The sequence below is a fragment of the Escherichia sp. WS1368 genome, from assembly GCF_046487485.1.
Taxonomy (GTDB): domain Bacteria; phylum Pseudomonadota; class Gammaproteobacteria; order Enterobacterales; family Enterobacteriaceae; genus Escherichia; species Escherichia coli.
The window spans coordinates 14,966-38,627 of sequence record NZ_JBJQJI010000026.1 but is presented as its reverse complement, the minus strand read 5'-3'; the positions used below and the strand labels follow the sequence as shown (position 1 = coordinate 38,627).

Annotated in this window: 16 protein-coding genes and 1 pseudogene; 12 read left to right on the top strand and 5 right to left on the bottom strand. The window is 48.8% G+C overall.

Going from position 1 to position 23,662, the window contains the following annotated elements:
* Window positions 1–158: 158 nt before the first annotated feature.
* From fdnI to fdnG, 3 genes are read right to left on the bottom strand one after another with little or no spacing between them, the layout of a single operon-like run.
* Window positions 159–812, bottom strand: a complete 654-nt coding sequence (fdnI, locus tag ACJHYD_RS23150; RefSeq protein ID WP_000045646.1) for a formate dehydrogenase-N subunit gamma — start codon at window positions 810–812, stop codon at window positions 159–161.
* Complete coding sequence (gene fdnH / locus ACJHYD_RS23145) at window positions 805–1,689, bottom strand: formate dehydrogenase N subunit beta (RefSeq protein WP_001240582.1); 885 nt, start codon at window positions 1,687–1,689, stop codon at window positions 805–807. The genes fdnI and fdnH overlap by 8 nt, the downstream gene beginning before the upstream one ends.
* A 12-nt stretch (window positions 1,690–1,701) precedes the next feature.
* Window positions 1,702–4,749 (bottom strand): formate dehydrogenase-N subunit alpha, encoded by a 3,048-nt coding sequence (gene fdnG, locus ACJHYD_RS23140; RefSeq protein ID WP_012602782.1) that lies wholly within the window; start codon window positions 4,747–4,749, stop codon window positions 1,702–1,704.
* 231 nt (window positions 4,750–4,980) lie between these two features.
* Between fdnG and yddG the strand changes: the two genes are divergently transcribed.
* From yddG to ACJHYD_RS23090, 10 genes and pseudogenes are all read left to right on the top strand, one after another.
* The gene (gene yddG / locus ACJHYD_RS23135; protein WP_000198203.1) at window positions 4,981–5,862 is read left to right on the top strand and encodes an aromatic amino acid efflux DMT transporter YddG; all 882 of its coding nucleotides are present in this window, start codon (window positions 4,981–4,983) and stop codon (window positions 5,860–5,862) included.
* A 258-nt stretch (window positions 5,863–6,120) separates the two neighbouring features.
* Entirely contained in the window at window positions 6,121–7,221 is a 1,101-nt protein-coding gene (gene ompC, locus ACJHYD_RS23130) for a porin OmpC (RefSeq protein ID WP_000768393.1), read from the top strand.
* Window positions 7,222–7,981: 760 nt separating this feature from the next.
* A pseudogene (locus ACJHYD_RS23125) lies at window positions 7,982–8,269 on the top strand (leucine Rich Repeat family protein); the annotation flags it as partial.
* Between the two features lie 443 nt (window positions 8,270–8,712).
* A complete protein-coding gene (locus ACJHYD_RS23120) occupies window positions 8,713–9,966 on the top strand; it encodes a leucine-rich repeat domain-containing protein (protein ID WP_001551105.1) in 1,254 nt (417 codons plus the stop codon).
* Between the two features lie 314 nt (window positions 9,967–10,280).
* Window positions 10,281–11,669 (top strand): nitrate/nitrite transporter NarU, encoded by a 1,389-nt coding sequence (gene narU, locus ACJHYD_RS23115; protein ID WP_001551104.1) that lies wholly within the window; start codon window positions 10,281–10,283, stop codon window positions 11,667–11,669.
* Between the two features lie 94 nt (window positions 11,670–11,763).
* Window positions 11,764–15,504 (top strand): nitrate reductase Z subunit alpha, encoded by a 3,741-nt coding sequence (narZ, locus tag ACJHYD_RS23110; RefSeq protein ID WP_069903895.1) that lies wholly within the window; start codon window positions 11,764–11,766, stop codon window positions 15,502–15,504.
* The gene (gene narH, locus ACJHYD_RS23105; protein ID WP_001551102.1) at window positions 15,501–17,045 is read left to right on the top strand and encodes a nitrate reductase subunit beta; all 1,545 of its coding nucleotides are present in this window, start codon (window positions 15,501–15,503) and stop codon (window positions 17,043–17,045) included. Before narZ ends, narH begins: the two co-directional genes overlap by 4 nt.
* The gene (narW, locus tag ACJHYD_RS23100; RefSeq protein WP_001166372.1) at window positions 17,045–17,740 is read left to right on the top strand and encodes a nitrate reductase molybdenum cofactor assembly chaperone; all 696 of its coding nucleotides are present in this window, start codon (window positions 17,045–17,047) and stop codon (window positions 17,738–17,740) included. The genes narH and narW overlap by 1 nt, the downstream gene beginning before the upstream one ends.
* Entirely contained in the window at window positions 17,737–18,417 is a 681-nt protein-coding gene (narI, locus tag ACJHYD_RS23095; RefSeq protein ID WP_000617122.1) for a respiratory nitrate reductase subunit gamma, read from the top strand. The genes narW and narI overlap by 4 nt, the downstream gene beginning before the upstream one ends.
* Window positions 18,418–18,495: 78 nt before the next feature.
* Window positions 18,496–19,389, top strand: coding sequence for a PhzF family isomerase (locus tag ACJHYD_RS23090; RefSeq protein ID WP_001551101.1), 894 nt, complete (start codon window positions 18,496–18,498; stop codon window positions 19,387–19,389).
* An 83-nt stretch (window positions 19,390–19,472) separates the two neighbouring features.
* On the opposite strand, the gene nhoA is transcribed toward ACJHYD_RS23090, so the two are convergent.
* Window positions 19,473–20,318, bottom strand: coding sequence for an N-hydroxyarylamine O-acetyltransferase (gene nhoA, locus ACJHYD_RS23085; RefSeq protein WP_001551100.1), 846 nt, complete (start codon window positions 20,316–20,318; stop codon window positions 19,473–19,475).
* Window positions 20,319–20,492: 174 nt separating this feature from the next.
* Between nhoA and ACJHYD_RS23080 the strand changes: the two genes are divergently transcribed.
* Window positions 20,493–21,062, top strand: coding sequence for a flavin reductase family protein (locus ACJHYD_RS23080; protein WP_000085928.1), 570 nt, complete (start codon window positions 20,493–20,495; stop codon window positions 21,060–21,062).
* Window positions 21,063–21,065: 3 nt separating this feature from the next.
* On the opposite strand, the gene pptA is transcribed toward ACJHYD_RS23080, so the two are convergent.
* A complete protein-coding gene (gene pptA / locus ACJHYD_RS23075) occupies window positions 21,066–21,293 on the bottom strand; it encodes a tautomerase PptA (protein ID WP_001120147.1) in 228 nt (75 codons plus the stop codon).
* Window positions 21,294–21,598: 305 nt separating this feature from the next.
* On the opposite strand from pptA, the gene ACJHYD_RS23070 reads away from it, so the two are divergent.
* The gene (locus ACJHYD_RS23070) at window positions 21,599–23,575 is read left to right on the top strand and encodes an alkyl/aryl-sulfatase (RefSeq protein ID WP_001523249.1); all 1,977 of its coding nucleotides are present in this window, start codon (window positions 21,599–21,601) and stop codon (window positions 23,573–23,575) included.
* Window positions 23,576–23,662: the final 87 nt, after the last annotated feature.

Genomic DNA, 23,662 nt, shown 5'->3' with positions numbered 1-23,662 from the left:
TGCCAGACCGCAAGGTGTTTTAACAAATCAAAAGGGGTTTTAATAACTGGCTCAAAGCTGAAAGCTTTCCGGAACCCCCAGCCTAGCTGGGGGTTTTCTGTGCACAAAAAAAATGGCGCTTCTTAAAGCGCCATTTTCAGCTTAAAGTTCAAAAGAGATTATATCCCTTCTTCACTCTCTTTTTTCGCTTCTGCCTTCTCGATTTCACGATACCAGCGCGGATGGTGTTTCTTCGCCCAGCGACGGCTCACCTTTCCTTCGATCATCCCTTTAATCGATCCTTTCACCCAGAATGCCATATACATATGGATCAGGATGGCGTGGATCAGGATGATACCCGCAGCCGCGTGGATCAGCAGGCTATAACGGACAACCTGTATCGGGAAGTACTGCGCAAAGTACGGACGCCAGATAATCACCCCGGTCACCAGCAGCACGAAAATCATGCTCATGATCGACCAGAACATCATCTTTTGCCCGGCGTTGTACTTACCGACATCCGCCACTTTGTGCTCATTGCCTTTTAATACTTCGACAATGTTCAACAGCCACGGAATATCTTTCTTATCCGGGATGTTGTGATGCACAAAACGCACAAACATAAACATCAGCGCGACGAAAATCGCAATGCCGAAGAACGGGTGCAAAATGCGTCCCATCTGCGGCGTACCGAAGGTTTGCGTCAGCCATTGCAGCGTCGGGAAGAAGAACGAAATCCCGGACAGCGCCACCAGGAAGAAGCAAATCACCACGGTCCAGTGACAGGCGCGATCAATAAATTTGGTGCGCACAATCATTTTCGACTTACTCATGATGATCCTCCTCGTCATCGTCCACTTCCTTATTCGGGCCAATACCGATGTAGTGGAAAATCAACCCGGCAAAAGTGGCAATAAAGCCAGCCGCTGCCAGCGGTTTCAGCGCGCCTTTCCACAGGCTTACCGAGGTGTCGATCTTCGGATCTTTCGGCAGACCGTGATACAGCTCCGGCTGATCGGCGTGATGCAGCACGTACATAACGTGCGTACCACCGACCCCTTCCGGGTTGTAGACGCCAGCATGTTCGTAACCACGCGCTTTCAGTTTCGCCACGCGCTGTTCCGCCAGCTCCAGCATCTCCTTCTTGGTGCCGAAGTGGATAGCCCCGGTCGGACAGGTTTTCACACAAGCCGGTTCCTGGCCGACGCTGACGCGATCGACGCAGAGCGTGCATTTATATACCCGGTTATCCTCTTTGTTGAGGCGCGGAATATTAAACGGACACCCGGCAATGCAGTAACCACAGCCGATGCAGTTTTCCGACTGGAAATCGACAATCCCGTTAGCGTACTGAATGATTGCACCAGCAGACGGGCACGCCTTCAGGCAGCCCGGATCTTCACAGTGCATACAGCCGTCTTTACGGATCAGCCACTCCAGCTTGCCGTTCTGTTCGGTTTCGCTAAAGCGCATCACCGTCCAGGACTTGGCGCTCAGATCGGCGGGGTTATCGTAAACCCCGACGCAGTGCCCCACTTCATCACGGATGTCGTTCCACTCCGAACACGCCACCTGACAGGCTTTACAACCGATACAGGTGGAAACGTCGATAAGTTTCGCGACTTCTGCTTTGTAATCACGCACCTGAGAAGGCGGCGTGATGGAGTTAGTTGCGGACCTTTTGATAATGTCCTGCGTTTCCATAGCCATCTGTTCGCCCCCTTACGCCTTCTCGATGTTGACTAAGAACGCTTTATATTCCGGCGTTTGCGAGTTTGCATCACCGACATTCGGCGTCAGAGTGTTAGCGATATAACCTTTACGCGCGACACCCTCAAAGCCCCAGTGGATTGGAATACCCACCGTTTCAACCTGCTGACCGTTTACATTCAGCGGTTTCAGACGGCGCGTTACCACCGCCACCGCGCGGATAAATCCACGCTTGCTTGAGACAGTGACACGATCGCCATTATTAATGCCTTTCGCCGCCGCCAGCGTTTCGCTGATTTCCACAAACTGTTCCGGCTGAGCAATTGCGTTGAGCAACGCGTGCTTGGTCCAGGTGTGGAAGTGCTCGGTCAGACGATAGGTCGTACCCACATACGGGAACTGCTCTTTTTTACCCATCCGCAGCGCGTCTTGTTCATACAGACGAACAACCGGGTTAGACACCACATTCGGATGCAGCGGGTTAGTGCCCAGCGGCGTTTCGATTGGCTCGTAGTGTTCCGGGAACGGACCTTCCGCCATTTTGTTGATGGCAAACAGGCGTCCCATCCCTTCCGGCTGCATGATAAACGGTCCGGTTGGTGTACCTGGCGCGGCATTGCCGAAGTCCGGAATATCGTTACCCGTCCACTTGCTGCCGTTCCACTGGATCAGCATCCGTTTCGGATCCCACGGTTTACCGTTGATATCCGCCGAAGCACGGTTGTAGAGTACGCGACGGTTGAGCGGCCACGCCCAGGCCCATCCCAGCGTATTCCCCAGACCGGACGGGTCGGAGTTATCGCGGTTAGCCATCTGGTTGCCCTGCTCTGTCCAGCTACCGGTGTAGATCCAGCAAGAAGATGCGGTTGTACCGTCATCACGCAGATGCGCAAAGCTACTCAGCAACTGCCCTTTCTTCGCAATCAGCACACCATTAGCATCATAGAGATCTTCCAGCGCATAGCCGTTGTTCTCTTTAGCTACTTCGTCAGATTGCGGTTCGTGCGGCTGCTTGTAGTTCCAGCTCATCTTCATCAGCGGTTCTACGCCTTTACCACCTTCGGCCTGGTACAGCTCGCGCAGATGATGGTAGATACCCGCCAGAATTTCGCCGTCGTTACGCGCTTCGCCCGGCGCGTCCTGACCTTTCCAGTGCCACTGCAACCAGCGACCGGAGTTAGCAATAGAACCATCTTCCTCAGCAAAGCAGGTCGAAGGCAGACGGAATACTTCAGTCTGAATAGACGCAGGATCGACATCGTTCGACTCGCCGTGGTTCTGCCAGAAGGTAGAAGTTTCAGTCACCAGCGGATCGATAACCACCATATACTTCAGCTTGCTCAGGCAGCTTACCACTTTGTTTTTGTCCGGGAAGGACGCAACCGGGTTAAAGCCCTGGCAGAAATAACCGGTGACTTTGCCTTCATCCATCATGTTGAAATACTTGATGACGTCGTAGGTCTGGTCCCACTTGGGCAGCCAGTCGTAGCCCCAGTTGTTCTCTTTCTGCGCAGCATCGCCGTAGAAAGATTTCATCAGGCTAACGAAGAACTTCGGATAGTTGCTCCAGTAGTTCACCTGATCAGCCAGCGTCGCTTTCGGCGTGTTCGCTTCCAGATACGACTGCAAATCAACCTGTTTTTCTGACGGCAGCGTCAGATAACCCGGCAGGCTGGTAGAGAGCAGGCCTAAGTCGGTCAGCCCCTGAATGTTGGAGTGACCACGCAATGCGTTCACGCCGCCACCGGCCATACCCATGTTACCGAGCAGTAACTGGATCATCGCCATAGTACGGATGTTCTGCGCACCCACGGTGTGCTGCGTCCAGCCCAGCGCGTAAAGGAAGGTGGTTGTGCGATCCGGTGCGCTGGTGGAGGCCAGCACTTCACACACTTTCAGGAAGTCGGCTTTTGGCGTACCACAGATGTTTTCTACTACGTCCGGCGTGTAGCGGGAAACGTGCTCTTTCAGCAAGTTCCACACACAGCGCGGATGAGTCAGTGTTTCATCGCGTTTCGCATAGCCGTTTTCATCGAACTGATAGTTCCAGGACGATTTATCGTATTGACGTTTTTCAGCGTCGTAGCCGCTGAACAGACCGTCTTCGAAAGCAAAATCATCACGCACCAGCAGACTGGCGTTGGTGTAATGCTTAACGTATTCGGCGTTGATTTTGTTGTTTTCGATCAGGTAGCGCAAAACGCCAGACAGGAACGTAATGTCCGTACCGGAACGAATAGGTGCGTAAATATCCGCTACAGAAGCGGTACGCGTAAAACGGGGATCGACAACGATCAAGGTTGCATCGTTGTTGTTTTTCGCTTCCATCGCCCAGCGGAAACCGACGGGATGCGCTTCAGCAGCGTTACCGCCCATCACCATTACGACGTTAGCGTTTTTGATATCCACCCAGTGGTTGGTCATCGCACCGCGACCAAATGTTGGAGCAAGACTTGCTACCGTTGGTCCGTGTCAGACGCGCGCCTGGTTGTCTACCGCCAGCATCCCGAGGGAGCGGGCAAATTTCTGGGTCAGCATCCCGGTTTCGTTGCTGGCACCGGAGGCACACAGCATACCGGTAGAAAGCCAACGGTTTACCGTTACGCCCTGCTCGTTCTTTTCAATAAAGTTAGCGTCACGGTCAGCTTTCATCAGCTTCGCAATACGGGAGAATGCTTCATCCCAGCTAATGCGCTGCCATTTGTCAGAACCTGGCGCACGATATTCCGGGTAGCGCAGACGGTTTTCGCTGTTGACGTAATCCAGCAAACCGGCCCCTTTCGGGCATAACGCACCACGGCTTACCGGATGATCCGGGTCACCTTCAATGTGATAAATCGCTTCTCTGGCGTTTTTCGCGCCATCACCCAGGCTATACATCAATAGCCCGCAACCTACGGAACAGTATGTGCAGGTGTTACGGATCTCTTTAGCGCGTAATAATTTATAGTTTCGCGCCTGAGCCAGTGCTTGCTTCGGGGCAAAGCCCAATGCTGCTACTGTTGTTCCCGCCATACCGCCCGCGCAGATTTTAAAAAATTGTCTGCGACTGACGTCCATTGCTTTCCTCTTTTTTCAGGGGTATTACTGCGCGAGGAAACTAACAGTAAAATTCTGAATCTTTTTGCGCGAAATCAAAAAGAACACGTGTTTGCCACAAAATAATCCGCCTGCGCAAATTGACCTACCTCAATAGCGGTAGAAAAACGCACCACTGCCTGACAGGCCAGTTAAAAAAATGCTATAAAATTCAGCTTAATTTTTAACGGCAAGAGAGACAAAACAGCGAGCATGACACGACAAAAAGCAACGCTCATAGGGCTAATAGCGATCGTCCTGTGGAGCACGATGGTAGGATTGATTCGCGGTGTCAGTGAGGGGCTCGGCCCGGTCGGCGGCGCAGCTGCTATCTATTCATTAAGCGGGCTGCTGTTAATCTTCACGGTTGGATTTCCGCGTATTCGGCAGATCCCGAAAGGCTATTTACTCGCCGGGTGTCTGTTATTCGTCAGCTATGAAATCTGTCTGGCGCTTTCCTTAGGATATGCGGCGACCCGTCATCAGGCGATTGAAGTGGGTATGGTGAACTATCTGTGGCCCAGCCTGACAATTCTCTTTGCCATTCTGTTTAATGGTCAGAAAACCAACTGGCTGATTGTACCAGGATTATTATTAGCCCTGGTTGGCGTCTGCTGGGTGTTAGGTGGTGACAATGGGTTACATTATGATGAAATCATCAATAATATCACCACCAGCCCATTGAGTTATTTCCTGGCGTTTATTGGTGCGTTTATCTGGGCAGCCTACTGCACAGTAACGAATAAATACGCACGCGGATTTAACGGAATTACCGTTTTTGTCCTGCTAACGGGAGCAAGTCTGTGGGTTTACTATTTTCTCACGCCACAACCAGAAATGGTATTTAGCACGCCAGTCATGATTAAACTCATCTCTGCGGCATTTACCTTAGGATTTGCTTATGCTGCATGGAACGTCGGTATATTACATGGCAACGTCACCATTATGGCGGTAGGTTCGTATTTTACGCCCGTCCTTTCCTCAGCGCTTGCAGCCGTGCTGCTCAGCGCCCCGCTGTCGTTCTCGTTCTGGCAAGGCGCGCTAATGGTCTGCGGCGGTTCCCTGCTCTGCTGGCTGGCGACACGTCGTGGCTAAAATAATTGTCGGGTCTACGGCCCGGCAGTTAATCAGATAAATTCCGACAATATAAAAAAATAAATTTCAAATACCAGTAGTTCACCTTATATTTCATTTCGACTTCGATCACATATCGATAAATAATATTATTTCATCTATTTTTCTCATTGTTTTTAATCACCATTCTATTTTAAAAACAGTATGTCATTTATAAATGACGCCGTTTAAAATTCGTTTAGAAAATACGTTTAACGATAATTAAAAGGATTCTGTTAAATGAAATTAAAAATAGTTGCGGTGGTTGTAACTGGTTTGTTAGCTGCGAACGTAGCACACGCTGCCGAAGTCTATAACAAGGATGGTAATAAACTAGACCTTTATGGCAAGGTTACCGCTCTACGTTATTTTACTGATGATAAGCGTGACGATGGTGATAAAACTTATGCCCGTCTCGGCTTTAAAGGAGAAACGCAAATCAATGATCAAATGATTGGTTTTGGTCACTGGGAATATGATTTTAAAGGCTATAACGATGAAGCCAACGGCTCGCGCGGTAACAAGACCCGTCTGGCCTATGCAGGTTTAAAAATTAGTGAATTTGGCTCTCTGGACTATGGTCGTAACTACGGTGTCGGCTATGACATTGGTTCATGGACCGATATGTTGCCAGAATTTGGTGGCGATACCTGGAGTCAGAAAGATGTCTTCATGACATACCGTACTACCGGTGTGGCAACCTATCGCAACTACGATTTCTTCGGCTTAATTGAAGGTCTGAACTTTGCCGCGCAATATCAAGGCAAAAATGAACGCACTGACAATGGTCATCTTTATGGTGCTGACTACACGCGTGCCAATGGTGACGGTTTCGGTATCTCCTCAACTTATGTTTATGATGGCTTTGGTATCGGTGCGGTGTATACCAAATCCGATCGGACAAATGCGCAGGAAAGAGCCGCTGCTAATCCTCTCAATGCCTCCGGTAAGAATGCAGAACTGTGGGCTACAGGTATAAAATATGATGCCAACAACATCTACTTTGCAGCTAATTACGCTGAAACATTAAACATGACCACCTATGGCGATGGTTATATCTCTAACAAAGCACAAAGTTTTGAAGTAGTGGCACAATATCAATTCGACTTCGGCTTGCGCCCATCACTCGCTTACCTGAAATCGAAAGGCAGAGATCTGGGCCGCTACGGCGACCAGGACATGATTGAGTATATCGACGTTGGTGCGACGTATTTCTTCAACAAAAATATGTCGACCTATGTTGATTATAAAATCAACCTGATTGATGAAAGCGACTTTACCCGTGCCGTAGATATTCGCACCGATAACATCGTCGCAACGGGAATTACCTATCAGTTCTAACATCCTCTCCTGACCAGCCCTTCTCTGGGCTGGTTTTTGATTTAAGTGCTGCTGTATGACTCCTTAAGTAAAAATGAGCAATTTTTGATATTTCTGGTCATTCACCTCAATTAATATTCTTCCATACCCTCCGGGGACATCTTACTATAATATTTATTGATGAGTGATTATGACCAATATTAATACAGCTTGTGTAAAAAACAATGCCAGTTATCAATTAAATAACGCATTACCTAACAAAGAAACCATCTCCAGCAATTTTTGTGAACGACTGGCACAATGGGGTAATAAGTCGCTTAATAATGGTGAAGAAAGAGCAATTGCCGTAGAGCGAATTAAAGAAGCTTACAATTCGAACATGGCATCTCTTGATTTGTCATATCTTGATTTGAGTGAGTTACCGCCTATCCCCTCGACAGTTAACACGTTAAATCTGGAAAACAATTGTCTCACTTGTCTTGACTTTACTGACAATGCCAGCCTCGTCAATATCAACCTCAGCTTTAATAAAATTAAAACGATAACCTTTCCAAATGAATCAAAACTGGAAAATATTTATATTGATCACAACAATCTGGAAAGTTTGGATTTTAAAAATCAGCATTCATTGGTTAACCTGGAAGCGCAAAATAACAATCTGACAAAAATTAATATTTCTGATAGTTATAAACTGAAATTTCTTAATCTTGATTATAACAAGCTAGCATCGCTGGATCTCTCCCGGCAAGAATCTCTGATTGAGTTAAGTGCCCATCATAATATGATCAATGACATTATATTACACAATCACCCCATAGTGGAGAAAATCACTTTAAACGACAACCATATTGCACATTTAAACGCGAAAGCCACTACAAAACTGGAATATTTAAACTTAAGCAATAACAATTTATTGCCAACAGATGACATTGATCAATTAATATCATCAAAACATCTTTGGCATGTATTAGTTAACGGCATCAACAATGATCCACTTGCCCAAATGCAGTACTGGACTGCAGTAAGAAATATAATTGATGACACTAATGAAGTGACCATTGATTTATCTTATAACCTGGCAATCACAAATATCGATACCAGCGATGAACATCTTGTAGAAGTAAGCGAGAATTCCGAAGGAAATCATATAAAAGACAATGACTCAATGTCTATTCGTTATAGATCAAAATATTATTCCAGAGAGTACGATTTAATAGAAGAAGAAACAATATTTTCTGACGCAGAACTAAAAGCCATTCTGCCTATGCATCGCATGTACGGGGTTGGTGACTATAAGTCAAATTCCTCTTCTCTACCCTCACACTCGGGGCTAAAGGACCCAACGGGTACACCCGTCTGTTATTATATTCATAATGAGGATAAACCTTCCTTAGGTTTTGGTCCAACATCCAATAATTGGTTAAGCCAATCCTTTACAACAGAGTTATAAAACACATCCTGATTTATCAAGGGTAATAAATCATTAAAATAAAGCATTACTACGGAGCAGTTATGAAATTCCCTTCAATATTTAATAAAATAAATCCACAATCCATACAGCAACATCCAGAAAAAAATGAACTTAACTGGATGCGCGAATTAAATAAATGGAAAGCAGAACGCATACTTACAGGTGAAATCCATCGTCCGGAATGCCGAAACGAAGCCGCTAAAAGGATAAATTGTGCTTTTTTGTCGAAACAGAATGATATTGATTTATCAGGGCTTAATTTAACTACCCAACCACCAGGACTGCAAAACTTCACCTCTATCAATCTTGATGAGAACCAACTCAAACATTTTGATGCAACCACCTACGATAGACTCATCAACCTTAGTCTGAATAGTAATGCTCTTGAGTCAATAAATTTTCCTCAAGGTAGAAATGTAAGCATTACACATATATCTATGAATAATAATTCTCTCAGAAATATTGATATAGATAGGCTTTCATCAATTACTTATTTTAGTGCGGCACATAATCAACTAGAGTTTGTGCAATTAGAATGTTGCGAAAGGCTGCAGTACCTGAATCTCAGCCACAATCAATTAACTGATATTGTGGCAGGAAATAAAGATGAACTCTTACTTCTGGATCTATCCCATAATAAACTAACAAGTTTACATAATACCTTATTTCCCAACTTGAATACGTTACTTATCAACAACAACTTGCTTTCTGAAATTAAAATATTCTTTAGCAACTTCTGCAATATTCAGACATTAAACGCTGCGAACAATCAGTTGGAAAAAATAAACCTTCATTTCCTGACTTATCTTTCATCTATCAAAAGTTTAAGGCTGGACAATAATAAAATAACCCGCATTGACACTAAGAATACGTCCGATATTGGAACTTTATTCCCCATAATAAAACAGAGCAAAAACTTAAATTTTTTAAATGTTTCTGGGAAGAACAATTGCCCTACTATCCAGCTCATGTTATTTAATTTGTTTTCCCCAGCACTTAAGCTTAATACTGGCCTGGCAATTCTTTCGCCTGGTGCATTTGAAGTTCACTCTGACGGAGTAGATGTGGATAACGAATTGTTTCACTATCATATTAAAAATGCATGTAACCCATATAATATACATACTTACAAAACAGAAGAAGTTGTAAACCAGAGGAATATAAAAATTAAAAATATGACCTTAGATGAAATAAACAATACTTACTGTAATAACGATTATTACAATGAGGCGATAAGAGAGGAACCGATAGACTTTCTGGACAGAACGTTTTCCTCCAGCTCATGGCCTTTTTAGTGAATAAATTATCACTAATTCTATAAGTGTCTGGTCTTGTTAAAAATATAAACCCTTTGGATTCATCATCTGAAGGGTTGGATCATGACATGCATACATAGCTTAACATCCGTTTAATGGTTAGCTTGTTAGTTACATTTAGTAACACATATCTGTCTGTTTAATCCCCATTCTGCCCCCGCGGTTACGCTTTCTTATCTATTCTTTCAATCAGCACTTCACCTAATTCATCCTTAATTCTAATAACTGGCTATTGCGCCTTACCTCCTGTTTTGTCTTTTTTTCATTACCAATGTGTACATGTGAGGAACAATATGGCACTGCAAAATGAGAAAACTAGTCGTTATCTTTTGCGCGACTGGAAACCAGAAAATCCGGCCTTCTGGGAAAATAAAGGAAAACATATTGCTCGAAGAAACCTCTGGATATCAGTCAGTTGTCTACTTCTTGCCTTCTGTGTCTGGATGCTATTTAGCGCAGTTACTGTTAATCTCAATAAAATCGGTTTTAATTTCACTACCGATCAACTCTTTTTATTAACCGCATTACCCTCCGTTTCTGGCGCATTATTGCGTGTCCCCTACTCCTTTATGGTGCCTATATTTGGTGGACGCCGATGGACGGTTTTTAGTACTGCAATCCTGATTATTCCTTGCGTCTGGCTCGGAATTGCCGTGCAGAATCCGAATACTCCTTTTGGGATATTTATCGTTATCGCTTTGCTATGCGGTTTTGCAGGTGCGAACTTTGCTTCGAGCATGGGCAATATCAGTTTCTTCTTCCCAAAAGCCAAACAAGGGAGCGCACTTGGGATTAATGGCGGGTTAGGAAACTTAGGTGTAAGTGTGATGCAGCTGGTTGCACCGCTGGTCATTTTTGTACCCGTATTTGCCTTTCTCGGCGTCAATGGCGTACCGCAGGCCGACGGTTCGGTGATGTCGCTGGCGAATGCCGCATGGATTTGGGTGCCATTACTGGCGATTGCCACGATCGCCGCCTGGTCAGGGATGAATGATATCGCCAGTTCACGCGCGTCAATTGCCGACCAGCTGCCAGTGTTACAACGCCTGCATCTCTGGCTGCTGAGCCTGCTTTACCTTGCCACCTTCGGTTCGTTTATCGGTTTTTCTGCGGGTTTTGCCATGCTGGCGAAAACTCAGTTCCCTGATGTGAATATTCTGCGCCTGGCGTTCTTTGGCCCATTTATTGGTGCCATCGCGCGGTCGGTTGGTGGTGCTATTTCCGATAAATTCGGCGGCGTGCGGGTGACGTTGATCAACTTCATTTTTATGGCGATTTTCAGCGCCCTGCTGTTCCTTACCTTACCGGGCACAGGCTCCGGTAATTTCATCGCATTTTACGCCGTATTTATGGGGTTGTTTCTGACCGCAGGTCTGGGAAGTGGTTCTACTTTCCAGATGATCGCCGTCATCTTTCGCCAGATAACCATTTATCGGGTGAAGATGAAAGGCGGTAGTGATGAGCAAGCTCAGAAAGAAGCCGTCACCGAAACGGCGGCGGCTCTGGGCTTTATCTCAGCCATTGGCGCAGTGGGCGGCTTTTTCATTCCGCAGGCGTTTGGCATGTCGCTCAATATGACCGGCTCTCCGGTAGGCGCGATGAAAGTGTTTTTAATCTTCTACATCGTTTGTGTGCTGCTGACCTGGCTGGTTTATGGTCGGCGGAAGTTCAGCCAAAAATAAGAGATCGATGCCTGACACGTCTTATCAGGCTACAACCGTGTCGCATCCGACAAGGCATCAGATCCCAATTCATTCCTGGAACAGGAGTTATGTCATGAGTAAACTTTTGGATCGCTTTCGCTACTTCAAACAAAAGGGCGAAACCTTTGCCGATGGTCACGGACAGGTGATGCATAGCAACCGCGACTGGGAGGACAGCTATCGCCAGCGTTGGCAGTTCGACAAAATCGTGCGTTCCACCCACGGTGTTAACTGTACAGGCTCCTGTAGCTGGAAAATCTACGTTAAAAATGGTCTGGTGACCTGGGAAATCCAACAGACCGACTACCCGCGCACTCGCCCTGACCTGCCCAATCATGAACCTCGCGGCTGCCCGCGCGGCGCAAGTTACTCCTGGTATCTCTACAGCGCTAACCGCCTGAAATACCCTCTCATTCGTAAACGACTGATTGAACTGTGGCGCGAAGCCCTCAAGCAACACAGCGATCCGGTACTGGCTTGGGCATCGATTATGAACGATCCGCAAAAGTGCCTAAGCTACAAACAAGTACGTGGACGCGGCGGCTTTATCCGCTCCAACTGGCAGGAGCTAAACCAGCTGATTGCCGCTGCTAACGTCTGGACCATCAAAACTTACGGCCCGGATCGCGTTGCCGGTTTCTCGCCGATCCCGGCGATGTCGATGGTTTCTTACGCCGCCGGAACACGTTATCTTTCACTATTAGGTGGCACCTGTTTAAGCTTCTACGACTGGTATTGCGACCTGCCGCCCGCCTCGCCGATGACCTGGGGCGAACAAACCGACGTGCCGGAATCTGCCGACTGGTATAACTCCAGTTACATCATCGCCTGGGGGTCTAACGTACCGCAGACACGTACGCCGGACGCCCATTTCTTTACCGAAGTACGCTACAAAGGCACTAAAACCATCGCCATTACCCCTGACTACTCTGAAGTGGCCAAATTGTGCGACCAGTGGCTGGCACCGAAACAAGGCACTGATAGTGCCCTGGCAATGGCAATGGGCCATGTCATTTTAAAAGAGTTTCATCTCGATAATCCCAGCGATTATTTTATCAACTACTGCCGCCGCTACAGCGACATGCCGATGCTGGTAATGCTGGAACCTCGCGACGACGGCAGCTACGTTCCCGGGCGCATGGTCCGCGCATCTGACCTGGTGGATGGACTGGGCGAAAGCAACAATCCGCAGTGGAAAACCGTGGCGGTTAATACCGCAGGTGAACTGGTGGTGCCGAACGGTTCGATTGGTTTTCGCTGGGGAGAAAAAGGCAAATGGAATCTGGAATCCATTGCCGCCGGTACGGAAACCGAATTGTCGTTAACTCTGCTCGGTCAACATGATGCCGTTGCAGGCGTGGCCTTCCCCTACTTTGGCGGCATTGAAAATCCGCATTTTCGCAGCGTAAAAAACAATCCTGTCCTGGTGCGTCAATTACCCGTTAAAAACCTGACATTAGCCGATGGCAGCACCTGTCCGGTGGTCAGCGTTTATGATTTGGTACTGGCGAATTACGGCCTCGATCGCGGGCTGGAAGATGAAAACAGCGCGAAAGATTACGCTGAAATCAAACCGTACACCCCAGCCTGGGGTGAGCAAATTACCGGTGTGCCGCGCCAGTATATTGAAACCATCGCTCGTGAATTTGCCGATACTGCCCATAAAACGCATGGGCGCTCGATGATTATCCTCGGCGCAGGTGTTAACCACTGGTACCACATGGACATGCACTACCGTGGGATGATCAACATGCTGATCTTCTGCGGTTGTGTCGGGCAAAGCGGTGGCGGATGGGCACACTATGTCGGTCAGGAAAAACTGCGCCCACAAACCGGCTGGTTGCCGCTGGCCTTTGCGCTCGACTGGAACCGCCCACCGCGCCAGATGAACAGCACCTCGTTTTTCTACAATCATTCCAGCCAATGGCGCTATGAAAAAATCTCTGCTCAGGAGTTACTTTCACCGCTCGCCGATGCCAGTAAGTACAGCGGTCATCTGATTGATTTCAACGTTCGTGCCGAACGTATGGGCTGGCTACCTTCTGCGCCGCAGCTGGGGCGTAACCCGCTCGGGATTAAAGCTGAAGCCGACAAGGCCGGATTATCCCCCACAGAATTTACCGCCCAGGCGCTGAAATCGGGCGATTTACGCATGGCCTGCGAACAACCAGATAGCGGCAGCAATCATCCGCGTAATTTGTTTGTCTGGCGTTCTAACCTGCTTGGCTCCTCCGGCAAAGGCCACGAGTATATGCAGAAGTATCTGCTGGGAACCGAAAGTGGGATTCAGGGTCAGGAACTCGGTGCCAGCGACGGGATCAAACCAGAAGAAGTCGAGTGGCAAACTGCGGCGATTGAAGGCAAGCTCGACCTGCTGGTGACGCTCGACTTCCGTATGTCCAGTACCTGCCTGTTCTCCGATATCGTTCTGCCCACCGCCACCTGGTACGAAAAAGACGATATGAACACCTCGGATATGCATCCGTTTATTCATCCGCTTTCTGCGGCGGTCGATCCGGCGTGGGAATCACGCAGCGACTGGGAAATCTACAAAGGTATTGCCAAAGCCTTTTCGCAAGTGTGCGTGGGCCATCTTGGCAAAGAAACCGACGTGGTATTACAACCACTGCTGCATGACTCTCCGGCAGAACTCTCACAGCCGTGTGAAGTGCTCGACTGGCGCAAAGGCGAATGTGATCTGATTCCAGGTAAAACTGCGCCCAATATTGTGGCGGTGGAACGCGACTACCCTGCTACCTATGAACGCTTTACCTCGCTCGGGCCATTGATGGACAAACTTGGCAACGGCGGTAAAGGGATTTCGTGGAATACCCAGGATGAAATCGATTTCCTCGGCAAACTCAACTACACCAAGCGTGAAGGCCCGGCACAGGGGCGTCCGCTGATTGACACCGCCATTGACGCATCAGAAGTGATTCTGGCTCTGGCACCGGAAACCAACGGTCATGTTGCAGTCAAAGCGTGGCAGGCGCTGGGCGAGATCACCGGACGCGAACATACCCATCTGGCGCTGCACAAAGAGGACGAGAAGATTCGCTTTCGCGATATTCAGACGCAGCCACGTAAAATTATCTCCAGCCCCACATGGTCTGGTCTGGAAAGCGATCACGTCTCCTATAACGCGGGATACACCAACGTTCATGAGTTAATTCCGTGGCGCACGCTGTCGGGACGCCAGCAACTCTATCAGGATCATCCGTGGATGCGTGCTTTTGGTGAAAGCCTGGTGGCTTATCGCCCGCCTATCGACACCCGTAGCGTCAGTGAGATGCGCCAGATCCCGCCAAACGGCTTCCCGGAAAAAGCACTTAACTTCCTGACGCCGCACCAGAAATGGGGCATTCACTCAACCTACAGTGAAAACCTGCTAATGCTGACGCTCTCTCGCGGTGGACCGATTGTCTGGATCAGCGAAACCGATGCCCGAGAACTGACCATTGTCGATAACGACTGGGTGGAAGTATTTAACGCCAACGGCGCGCTGACGGCCCGCGCGGTGGTCAGCCAACGTGTACCGCCGGGCATGACCATGATGTATCACGCCCAGGAACGCATTATGAATATTCCTGGTTCGGAAGTAACTGGCATGCGCGGCGGCATTCATAACTCGGTCACCCGCGTTTGCCCGAAACCAACGCATATGATTGGCGGTTACGCGCAGCTGGCCTGGGGCTTTAACTACTACGGTACCGTCGGCTCGAACCGTGACGAGTTCATCATGATCCGCAAGATGAAGAACGTTAACTGGCTGGATGATGAAGGTCGCGATCAGGTACAGGAGGCGAAAAAATGAAAATACGTTCGCAAGTCGGCATGGTGCTTAATCTCGATAAATGTATCGGCTGCCATACCTGTTCGGTGACCTGTAAAAACGTCTGGACCGGTCGCGAAGGCATGGAGTACGCATGGTTTAACAACGTCGAAACCAAACCGGGCATTGGTTATCCGAAAAACTGGGAAGATCAGGAAGAGTGGCAAGGCGGCTGGGTGCGTGATGTGAATGGCAAGATCCGCCCGCGTCTGGGCAGCAAGATGGGCGTAATAACCAAAATCTTCGCCAACCCGGTGGTGCCGCAGATTGATGATTACTACGAACCTTTCACCTTCGACTACGAACATTTGCATAGCGCACCGGAAGGCAAACATATCCCTACTGCTCGCCCGCGTTCACTGATTGACGGCAAACGGATGGACAAAGTGATCTGGGGGCCAAACTGGGAAGAATTGTTGGGCGGCGAATTCGAAAAACGCGCCCATGACCGCAACTTCGAGGCCATGCAAAAGGAGATGTACGGGCAGTTTGAAAACACCTTCATGATGTACCTGCCGCGCTTGTGCGAACACTGCCTCAATCCCAGTTGCGTGGCGACCTGCCCAAGCGGCGCTATCTACAAACGCGAAGAAGACGGCATTGTGCTGATCGATCAGGATAAATGCCGTGGCTGGCGTTTGTGCATTAGCGGTTGTCCGTACAAAAAAATCTACTTCAACTGGAAAAGCGGCAAGTCAGAAAAATGTATCTTCTGTTACCCACGAATTGAGTCAGGCCAACCCACCGTGTGCTCAGAAACCTGCGTGGGTCGCATCCGGTATCTGGGCGTGCTGCTTTACGACGCCGACCGCATCGAGGAAGCGGCGAGCACCGAGCGCGAAGTTGACCTCTATGAACGCCAGTGCGAAGTGTTCCTCGATCCGCACGATCCCTCAGTGATCGAAGAAGCCCTGAAACAAGGTATTCCACAAAATGTGATTGACGCTGCCCAGCGTTCGCCAGTCTACAAAATGGCGATGGACTGGAAACTGGCGTTACCGCTGCACCCTGAATACCGCACCCTGCCGATGGTCTGGTACGTTCCTCCGCTGTCACCGATTCAGTCCTACGCAGATGCGGGCGGTTTGCCGAAAAGCGAAGGCGTGCTGCCCGCCATCGAAAGCCTGCGTATTCCGGTGCAATATCTCGCCAATATGTTGAGTGCCGGCGATACCGGTCCGGTACTGCGGGCGCTGAAACGGATGATGGCGATGCGCCACTATATGCGTTCACAAACCGTGGAAGGCGTTACTGATACTCGTGCCATCGACGAAGTAGGCCTGAGCGTCGCCCAGGTCGAAGAAATGTATCGCTATCTCGCCATTGCCAACTATGAAGATCGTTTTGTTATCCCGACCAGCCATCGGGAAATGGCGGGCGATGCCTTCGCAGAACGCAATGGCTGCGGTTTTACCTTTGGCGACGGTTGCCACGGTTCGGACAGTAAATTCAACCTGTTCAACAGTAGCCGTATCGATGCCATCAACATCACCGAAGTGCGCGACAAAGCGGAGGGCGAATAATGCAGATCCTCAAAGTGATCGGCCTGCTGATGGAGTATCCAGACGAGCTGTTGTGGGAATGTAAGGAGGACGCGCTGGCGTTGATCCGCCGCGACGCACCGATGCTTACGGATTTTACCCGCAACCTGCTTAACGCGCCGCTGCTGGATAAACAGGCCGAATGGTGCGAAGTGTTTGACCGTGGACGTACCACATCGCTGCTGCTGTTCGAACATGTTCATGCCGAGTCCCGCGATCGCGGCCAGGCAATGGTGGACCTGCTGGCGGAGTATGAAAAGGTCGGCCTGCAGTTGGATTGTCGAGAACTGCCCGATTATCTACCGCTGTATCTGGAGTACTTAAGCGTACTGCCGGACGATCAGGCGAAAGAAGGCTTGCTCAACGTTGCGCCGATCCTCGCCCTGCTTGGCGGACGCTTAAAACAACGCGAGGCATCGTGGTACGCGTTATTTGACACCCTGTTGCAACTGGCAGGAAGTACACTTTCAAGTGACAGTGTCACAAAACAGGTGAACAGTGAGGAGCGCGATGACACCCGCCAGGCACTGGATGCGGTGTGGGAAGAGGAACAGGTGAAGTTTATTGAAGATAACGCCACGGCGTGTGACAGCTCGCCGCTTAATCAATATCAGCGACGCTTTAGCCAGGATGTCGCGCCGCAGTATGTCGACATCAGTGCGGGAGGTGGGAAATGATTCAGTATCTGAACGTCTTTTTTTACGATATCTACCCGTACATTTGTGCGACGGTGTTTTTCCTCGGCAGCTGGCTGCGCTACGACTACGGGCAGTATACCTGGCGCGCCTCCTCGAGTCAGATGCTCGATAAACGCGGGATGGTGATATGGTCGAATCTGTTCCATATCGGCATTTTGGGGATTTTCTTCGGGCACCTGTTCGGCATGTTAACGCCGCACTGGATGTACGCGTGGTTTCTGCCGGTGGCGGTAAAACAGCAGATGGCGATGGTGCTCGGTGGTATTTGCGGTGTATTGACGCTGATTGGCGGCGCAGGACTGCTGTGGCGCAGGCTGACAAATCAGCGCGTGCGTGCCACTTCCACTACGCCGGATATTATCATCATGATCATTTTGCTGATTCAGTGTCTGCTGGGGCTAAGTACCATACCGTTTTCAGCACAGTATCCTGATGGTAGCGAAATGATGAAGCTGGTGGGTTGGGCGCAAAGCATTGTCACTTTCCGTGGTGGATCGTCAGAAATGCTTAACGGCGTAGCGTTCGTTTTCCGCCTGCATCTGGTGTTGGGAATGACCATCTTCCTGCTCTTCCCGTTCACCCGACTGGTGCATGTGTGGAGCGCGCCGTTTGAGTACTTTACTCGTCGGTATCAGATTGTGCGCTCGCGGCGATAATTTCACCCTGGCCGGATAGCCCTTCGCTCTCCGGCCACTTGCAGGCTATGATAGTTCTCCAGCCACAGGAGAACGTTAATGAAACCGCAGGTGTACCACGTCGATGCTTTTACCTCACAACCGTTTCGCGGCAATTCTGCCGGTGTTGTTTTCCCCGCCGATAATCTCAGTGAAGCGCAAATGCAGCTTATCGCCCGCGAATTAGGTCATTCGGAAACTGCTTTTCTGCTGCACAGCGACGACAGCGATGTACGCATCCGCTACTTTACGCCAACGGTTGAAGTGCCGATTTGCGGTCACGCGACAGTAGCTGCGCACTATGTACGTGCGAAGGTGTTAGGTTTAGGAAATTGCACGATCTGGCAAACGTCACTGGCAGGAAAACATCGCGTGACTATCGAAAAGCACAACGATGATTATCGTATTTCGCTGGAACAAGGTCCGCCGGGCTTTGAACCGCCGCTGGAAGGTGAAACACGTGCGGCGATTATCAACGCGCTTCATCTCACTGAAGACGATATTCTGCCAGGCTTGCCAATTCAGGTGGCAACCACAGGACACTCAAAAGTGATGATCCCACTGAAACCGGAAGTGGATATCGACGCCCTTTCGCCTGACCTTAATGCGCTGACCGCTATCAGCAAACAGATTGGCTGCAATGGTTTCTTCCCGTTCCAGATCCGCCCAGGCAAAAACGAAACCGACGGTCGTATGTTCTCGCCTGCCATTGGTATTGTGGAAGATCCGGTGACCGGCAATGCCAATGGCCCGATGGGTGCATGGTTGGTACATCACAACGTATTGCCCCACGATGGCAACGTGTTGCATGTTAAAGGCCATCAGGGGCGCGCATTAGGGCGTGACGGCGTGATTGAAGTGACGGTGACAATTCGCGATAACCAACCGGAGAAAGTCACCATTTCTGGCACAGCGGTGATTTTGTTTCATGCCGAATGGGCAATTGAATTCTGAAACCGTTGCCTGATGCGCTTCGCTTATCAGGTCTATGTATGCCGGATAAGGCGTTTACGCCGCATCCGGCAACCTGACATAAATTATTTTCCCGCCTCCGGGTGCGTATCAAACGCAGCCATCACCAGCGCTAACTCATCCACAGTAAAGCCATGTTTCACATCATCCACGCCCAGACCAAACTGTTCCTGCATCACGGCATATAACGACGCCACATCTGGTAGATTTCGCTGCTCCACCGTGTGCCCATTTTCATAATGGGTAAAATGAAAATTGGTCAGTGTCAGCTTGCCGCCGTCCGGCAAATGGCGGCACATCAGCAAATGATGGCGAAAATGCGACTGCGGCCAGTGCGCAGACCAGAAATTGCCCATTACATAATCGCTTTGTTGCTGCTCGCAGAGATCAAAACGGTACATCGACTGCCAGTGCTGATGATGATTAAATTGCAACACCCAATCATCACCCTCCTGCAACAACCGATACTCTCCGTGTGGCGTGGTCTGCACGAGCTCGGGAACTAATCGAATCGGCGCGGTTAGCGTCTGTCCACCGAAACCGACATCAGCAATCCATTTTTCCCCTTCCACTTCCACCAACAACAAACGATGGGTGCGCGGCGGTAATGCTGGCGGATTTGATAACACTACGCGCCCTAACAAGCTGCGAACGTTAAACCCCAGCTCGCGTAACACCCGCTCAAACACGCCATTCTGCTCAAAACAGTAACCACCACGACGGGCTGTCACCAGTTTCTCTTCCAGCGATTGATCATCAAGCTGTATTTCCCTCGGCAGCAAAACGTCGAGGTTTTCAAACGGAATGGTGCAATTGTGTTTCAGGTGCAATGCACGCAGCGTATCTATATTGACCGCAGCAGCTCCCAACCAGTTAATACGGGCAAAATAGTGATTCAGAATGGGCGTCATCAGGCGTTTCCCTTAGTGGTTTTCTCAACTTATAACCTGGAATAGACGCTGCACCGGCTATTTTGTGCGATCGCGGACATGCATCACGTTCGCAAATCGCCAATCCCGTTAATTTCGTTACTTATTGCGTTACGAGCTACGCTTTTAAAACACCCTTCATAGCGAGGCGATACCGTGAGCCGATTCATCCCTGTCGAATTACACCATGCCAGCCGTCTGTTAAATCATGGCCCAACTGTCTTGATCACCAGTTTCGATGAGCAATCCCAGCGGCGTAACATTATGGCAGCCGCCTGGTCAATGCCGGTGGAGTTTGAACCGCCACGCGTGGCGATTGTGGTAGATAAATCGACATGGACCAGGGAGTTGATTGAACGTAATGGTAAGTTTGGCATCGTTATCCCGGGTGTTGCAGCAACTAACTGGACGTGGGCGGTGGGAAGTGTGTCGGGGCGTGATGAAGATAAGTTTAATTGCTATGGTATTCCGGTTGTGAAAGGTCCGGTGCTTGGTTTGCCGCTGGTCGAGGAAAAATGTCTGGCGTGGATGGAGTGTCGCCTGCTACCTGCAACTTCCGCGCAAGAAAAATACGATACGCTATTTGGCGAAGTGGTATCTGCAGCGGCAGACGCACGAGTATTTGTCGAAGGCCGCTGGCAGTTTGATGATGACAAACTCAATACGTTGCATCATTTAGGTGCTGGCACGTTTGTTACCAGCGGCAAGCGTGTTACGGCAGGTTAAGCATTACATGCTGTAACCGGGTTTCTTTATCAAAGCCTCCATTTGGGGCGCGATTTCGGCATCCCAGATAGCTTGCCAAGATTCTGGTTGAATCTGCTGTAGAGAAATGCTTATCGAGCTATCTTTACTGTTCAGATGGCGAATAATAACGTCGGTAATATCTGCAGCAAGTGCTGCTTTTTGTTGTTCGTCCAGTTCACGCGGAAAACATTTAATGTCTATGTGCGGCATGATTGTGCTCCTTTTGAAAGATGTCAGTAAAATTAACACACGTTGTGAATGTCGTGTGTCCGGTAATGCGTTTTTACGGCAATAATGCCTACTTGAAATTGTACATATTTGTACTACACACTTTTAAATAAAGCGCCAATGAAAACGTTAACTTGCAGAATATATTCTTCGCCAACATGCCATTAAGAAAACATCAATTTCCCGGCTTGCCAATTTGTTAACGCCCATTATAGTTATTCTTGCCCTCACTAAAAATTTTCATCCGTAATTACCCCCAATAAAAATCCATTCTGGAGACGCTTAAGATGCAGCTTAATCATATCGTTAAAAGTCTGCTAATAACGGGATTATTCACCACCAGTTCTTTACCTCTCCTCGCGGCGGAAGCTCCTAAAGACGCCACCGCAGCCACGCAACAAGCAAACAATTTACTCTACAACCAGTTGCCGTTTGCCGATAACACTGACTTTACTGATGCCCATAAAGGTTTTATTGCCCCTATCCCTCAAGACGTGATTAAGGGCGAACAAGGGAATGTTATCTGGGATCCACAACATTACGCTTTTATCAAAGAAGGCGATAAAGCCCCTGATACGGTGAATCCGAGTTTATGGCGTCAGGCGCAACTGATAAATATCAGCGGGTTATTCGAAGTAACTGAAGGTGTCTATCAGATTCGCAATCTCGATCTATCAAATATGACCATCATTGAAGGCAAAGAGGGTATTACCGTCGTTGATCCCCTTGTTTCAGCAGAAACAGCCAAAGTGGGTATGGATCTCTATTACAAAAATCGCGGCAAAAAACCGGTAGTGGCGGTTATCTATACACACAGTCATGTCGATCACTACGGTGGTGTTCGTGGCGTAATTGATGAAGCTGACGTTAAATCAGGCAAAGTTAAAATCTATGCGCCAGCCGGATTTTTGGAGGAAGCCGTTTCCGAAAACATCATGGCTGGCAATGTTATGAGCCGACGAGCCAGTTATATGTATGGCAACTTATTGAAACCTGATGTTAAAGGCCAGGTGGGGGCTGGACTGGGAACGACTACTTCAGCAGGAACAGTCACGTTGATTGCTCCTACTAACTACATCACCAAAACCGGACAAATAGAAACTATTGACGGGTTGACTTATGATTTCCTGATGGCGCCAGGTTCTGAAGCGCCTTCTGAAATGCTGTGGTTTATTGAAGAAAAGAAACTGATCGAAACCGCTGAAGATGTCACGCACACCCTTCATAACACCTATTCGCTGCGTGGGGCTAAAATTCGCCAACCGCTGCCGTGGTCAAAATATATTAATGAAGCTCTCAATTTGTGGGGTGATAAAGCCGAGATTATTCTCGCTCAACATCACTGGCCAACCTGGGGCAACGATAACGTGGTCAAACTGCTTAAAAGCCAGCGTGATTTGTATCGTTACATCAATGATCAAACTCTGCGCATGGCTAATCAAGGGATGACCCGTGATGAAATTGCCGCAAACTTTAAACTGCCCTCTTCACTGGCTAACACCTGGGCGAATCGCGGCTATTACGGTTCGGTAAGTCATGACGTGAAAGCAACTTACGTGCTTTATCTCGGCTGGTTTGATGGTAACCCCGCGACGCTTGATGAACTGCCGCCAGAAGAAGGCGCAAAAAAATTCGTCGAGTATATGGGCGGTGCTGATGCCATTTTACAGAAAGCCACACAGGATTATGACCAGGGTAATTTCCGCTGGGTTGCCCAAGTTGTTAGTAAGGTGGTGTTTGCCGATCCAAACAACCAGGCAGCGAGAGATCTGGAAGCTGATGCGCTTGAGCAGTTAGGCTATCAGGCTGAATCTGGGCCGTGGCGTAATTTCTATCTCACTGGTGCACAGGAATTGCGTAATGGCGTACAAAAATTACCAACACCAAATACTGCCAGCCCAGACACCGTGCGTGCGATGACGCCGGAGATGTTCTTTGATTATCTTGCCGTCCATATTAATGGTGAGAAAGCGGCAGATGCCAAAACCGTGTTGAATTTCGATTTTGGTGAAGATGGCGGCACCTATAAAGTGGAGCTTGAAAATGGTGTTCTCAATCATACCGCTGGTGTAGAGGCTTCGGATGCTGATGCCACTATCACTCTGTCTCGTGATGTATTGAACAAAATTGTACTGAAAGAAGAGACGCTGAAAGAAGCCACGGCCAAAGGAGATGTCAAAATTACTGGCAATGAGGAAAAACTCAACGAGCTGTTAGGTTATATGGATAATTTTGAATTTTGGTTCAATATAGTGACACCATAAATTTACTGCATACCGGGCAGGTATCCTGCCCTTTTTTGGTTAAAAAATGGCTGAACGAAGAAAAACTCATCACTCATGGAAAACCCG

Excerpts from the sequence above, each read along its gene's own strand:
- fdnI (WP_000045646.1), bottom strand. The coding sequence starts at position 812 with ATGAGTAAGTCGAAAATGATTGTGCGCACCAAATTTATTGATCGCGCC.
- fdnH (WP_001240582.1), bottom strand. The coding sequence starts at position 1,689 with ATGGCTATGGAAACGCAGGACATTATCAAAAGGTCCGCAACTAACTCC.
- yddG (WP_000198203.1), top strand. The coding sequence starts at position 4,981 with ATGACACGACAAAAAGCAACGCTCATAGGGCTAATAGCGATCGTCCTG.
- ompC (WP_000768393.1), top strand. The coding sequence starts at position 6,121 with ATGAAATTAAAAATAGTTGCGGTGGTTGTAACTGGTTTGTTAGCTGCG.
- ACJHYD_RS23120 (WP_001551105.1), top strand. The coding sequence starts at position 8,713 with ATGAAATTCCCTTCAATATTTAATAAAATAAATCCACAATCCATACAG.
- narU (WP_001551104.1), top strand. The coding sequence starts at position 10,281 with ATGGCACTGCAAAATGAGAAAACTAGTCGTTATCTTTTGCGCGACTGG.
- narZ (WP_069903895.1), top strand. The coding sequence starts at position 11,764 with ATGAGTAAACTTTTGGATCGCTTTCGCTACTTCAAACAAAAGGGCGAA.
- narH (WP_001551102.1), top strand. The coding sequence starts at position 15,501 with ATGAAAATACGTTCGCAAGTCGGCATGGTGCTTAATCTCGATAAATGT.
- narW (WP_001166372.1), top strand. The coding sequence starts at position 17,045 with ATGCAGATCCTCAAAGTGATCGGCCTGCTGATGGAGTATCCAGACGAG.
- narI (WP_000617122.1), top strand. The coding sequence starts at position 17,737 with ATGATTCAGTATCTGAACGTCTTTTTTTACGATATCTACCCGTACATT.
- ACJHYD_RS23090 (WP_001551101.1), top strand. The coding sequence starts at position 18,496 with ATGAAACCGCAGGTGTACCACGTCGATGCTTTTACCTCACAACCGTTT.
- nhoA (WP_001551100.1), bottom strand. The coding sequence starts at position 20,318 with ATGACGCCCATTCTGAATCACTATTTTGCCCGTATTAACTGGTTGGGA.
- pptA (WP_001120147.1), bottom strand. The coding sequence starts at position 21,293 with ATGCCGCACATAGACATTAAATGTTTTCCGCGTGAACTGGACGAACAA.
- ACJHYD_RS23070 (WP_001523249.1), top strand. The coding sequence starts at position 21,599 with ATGCAGCTTAATCATATCGTTAAAAGTCTGCTAATAACGGGATTATTC.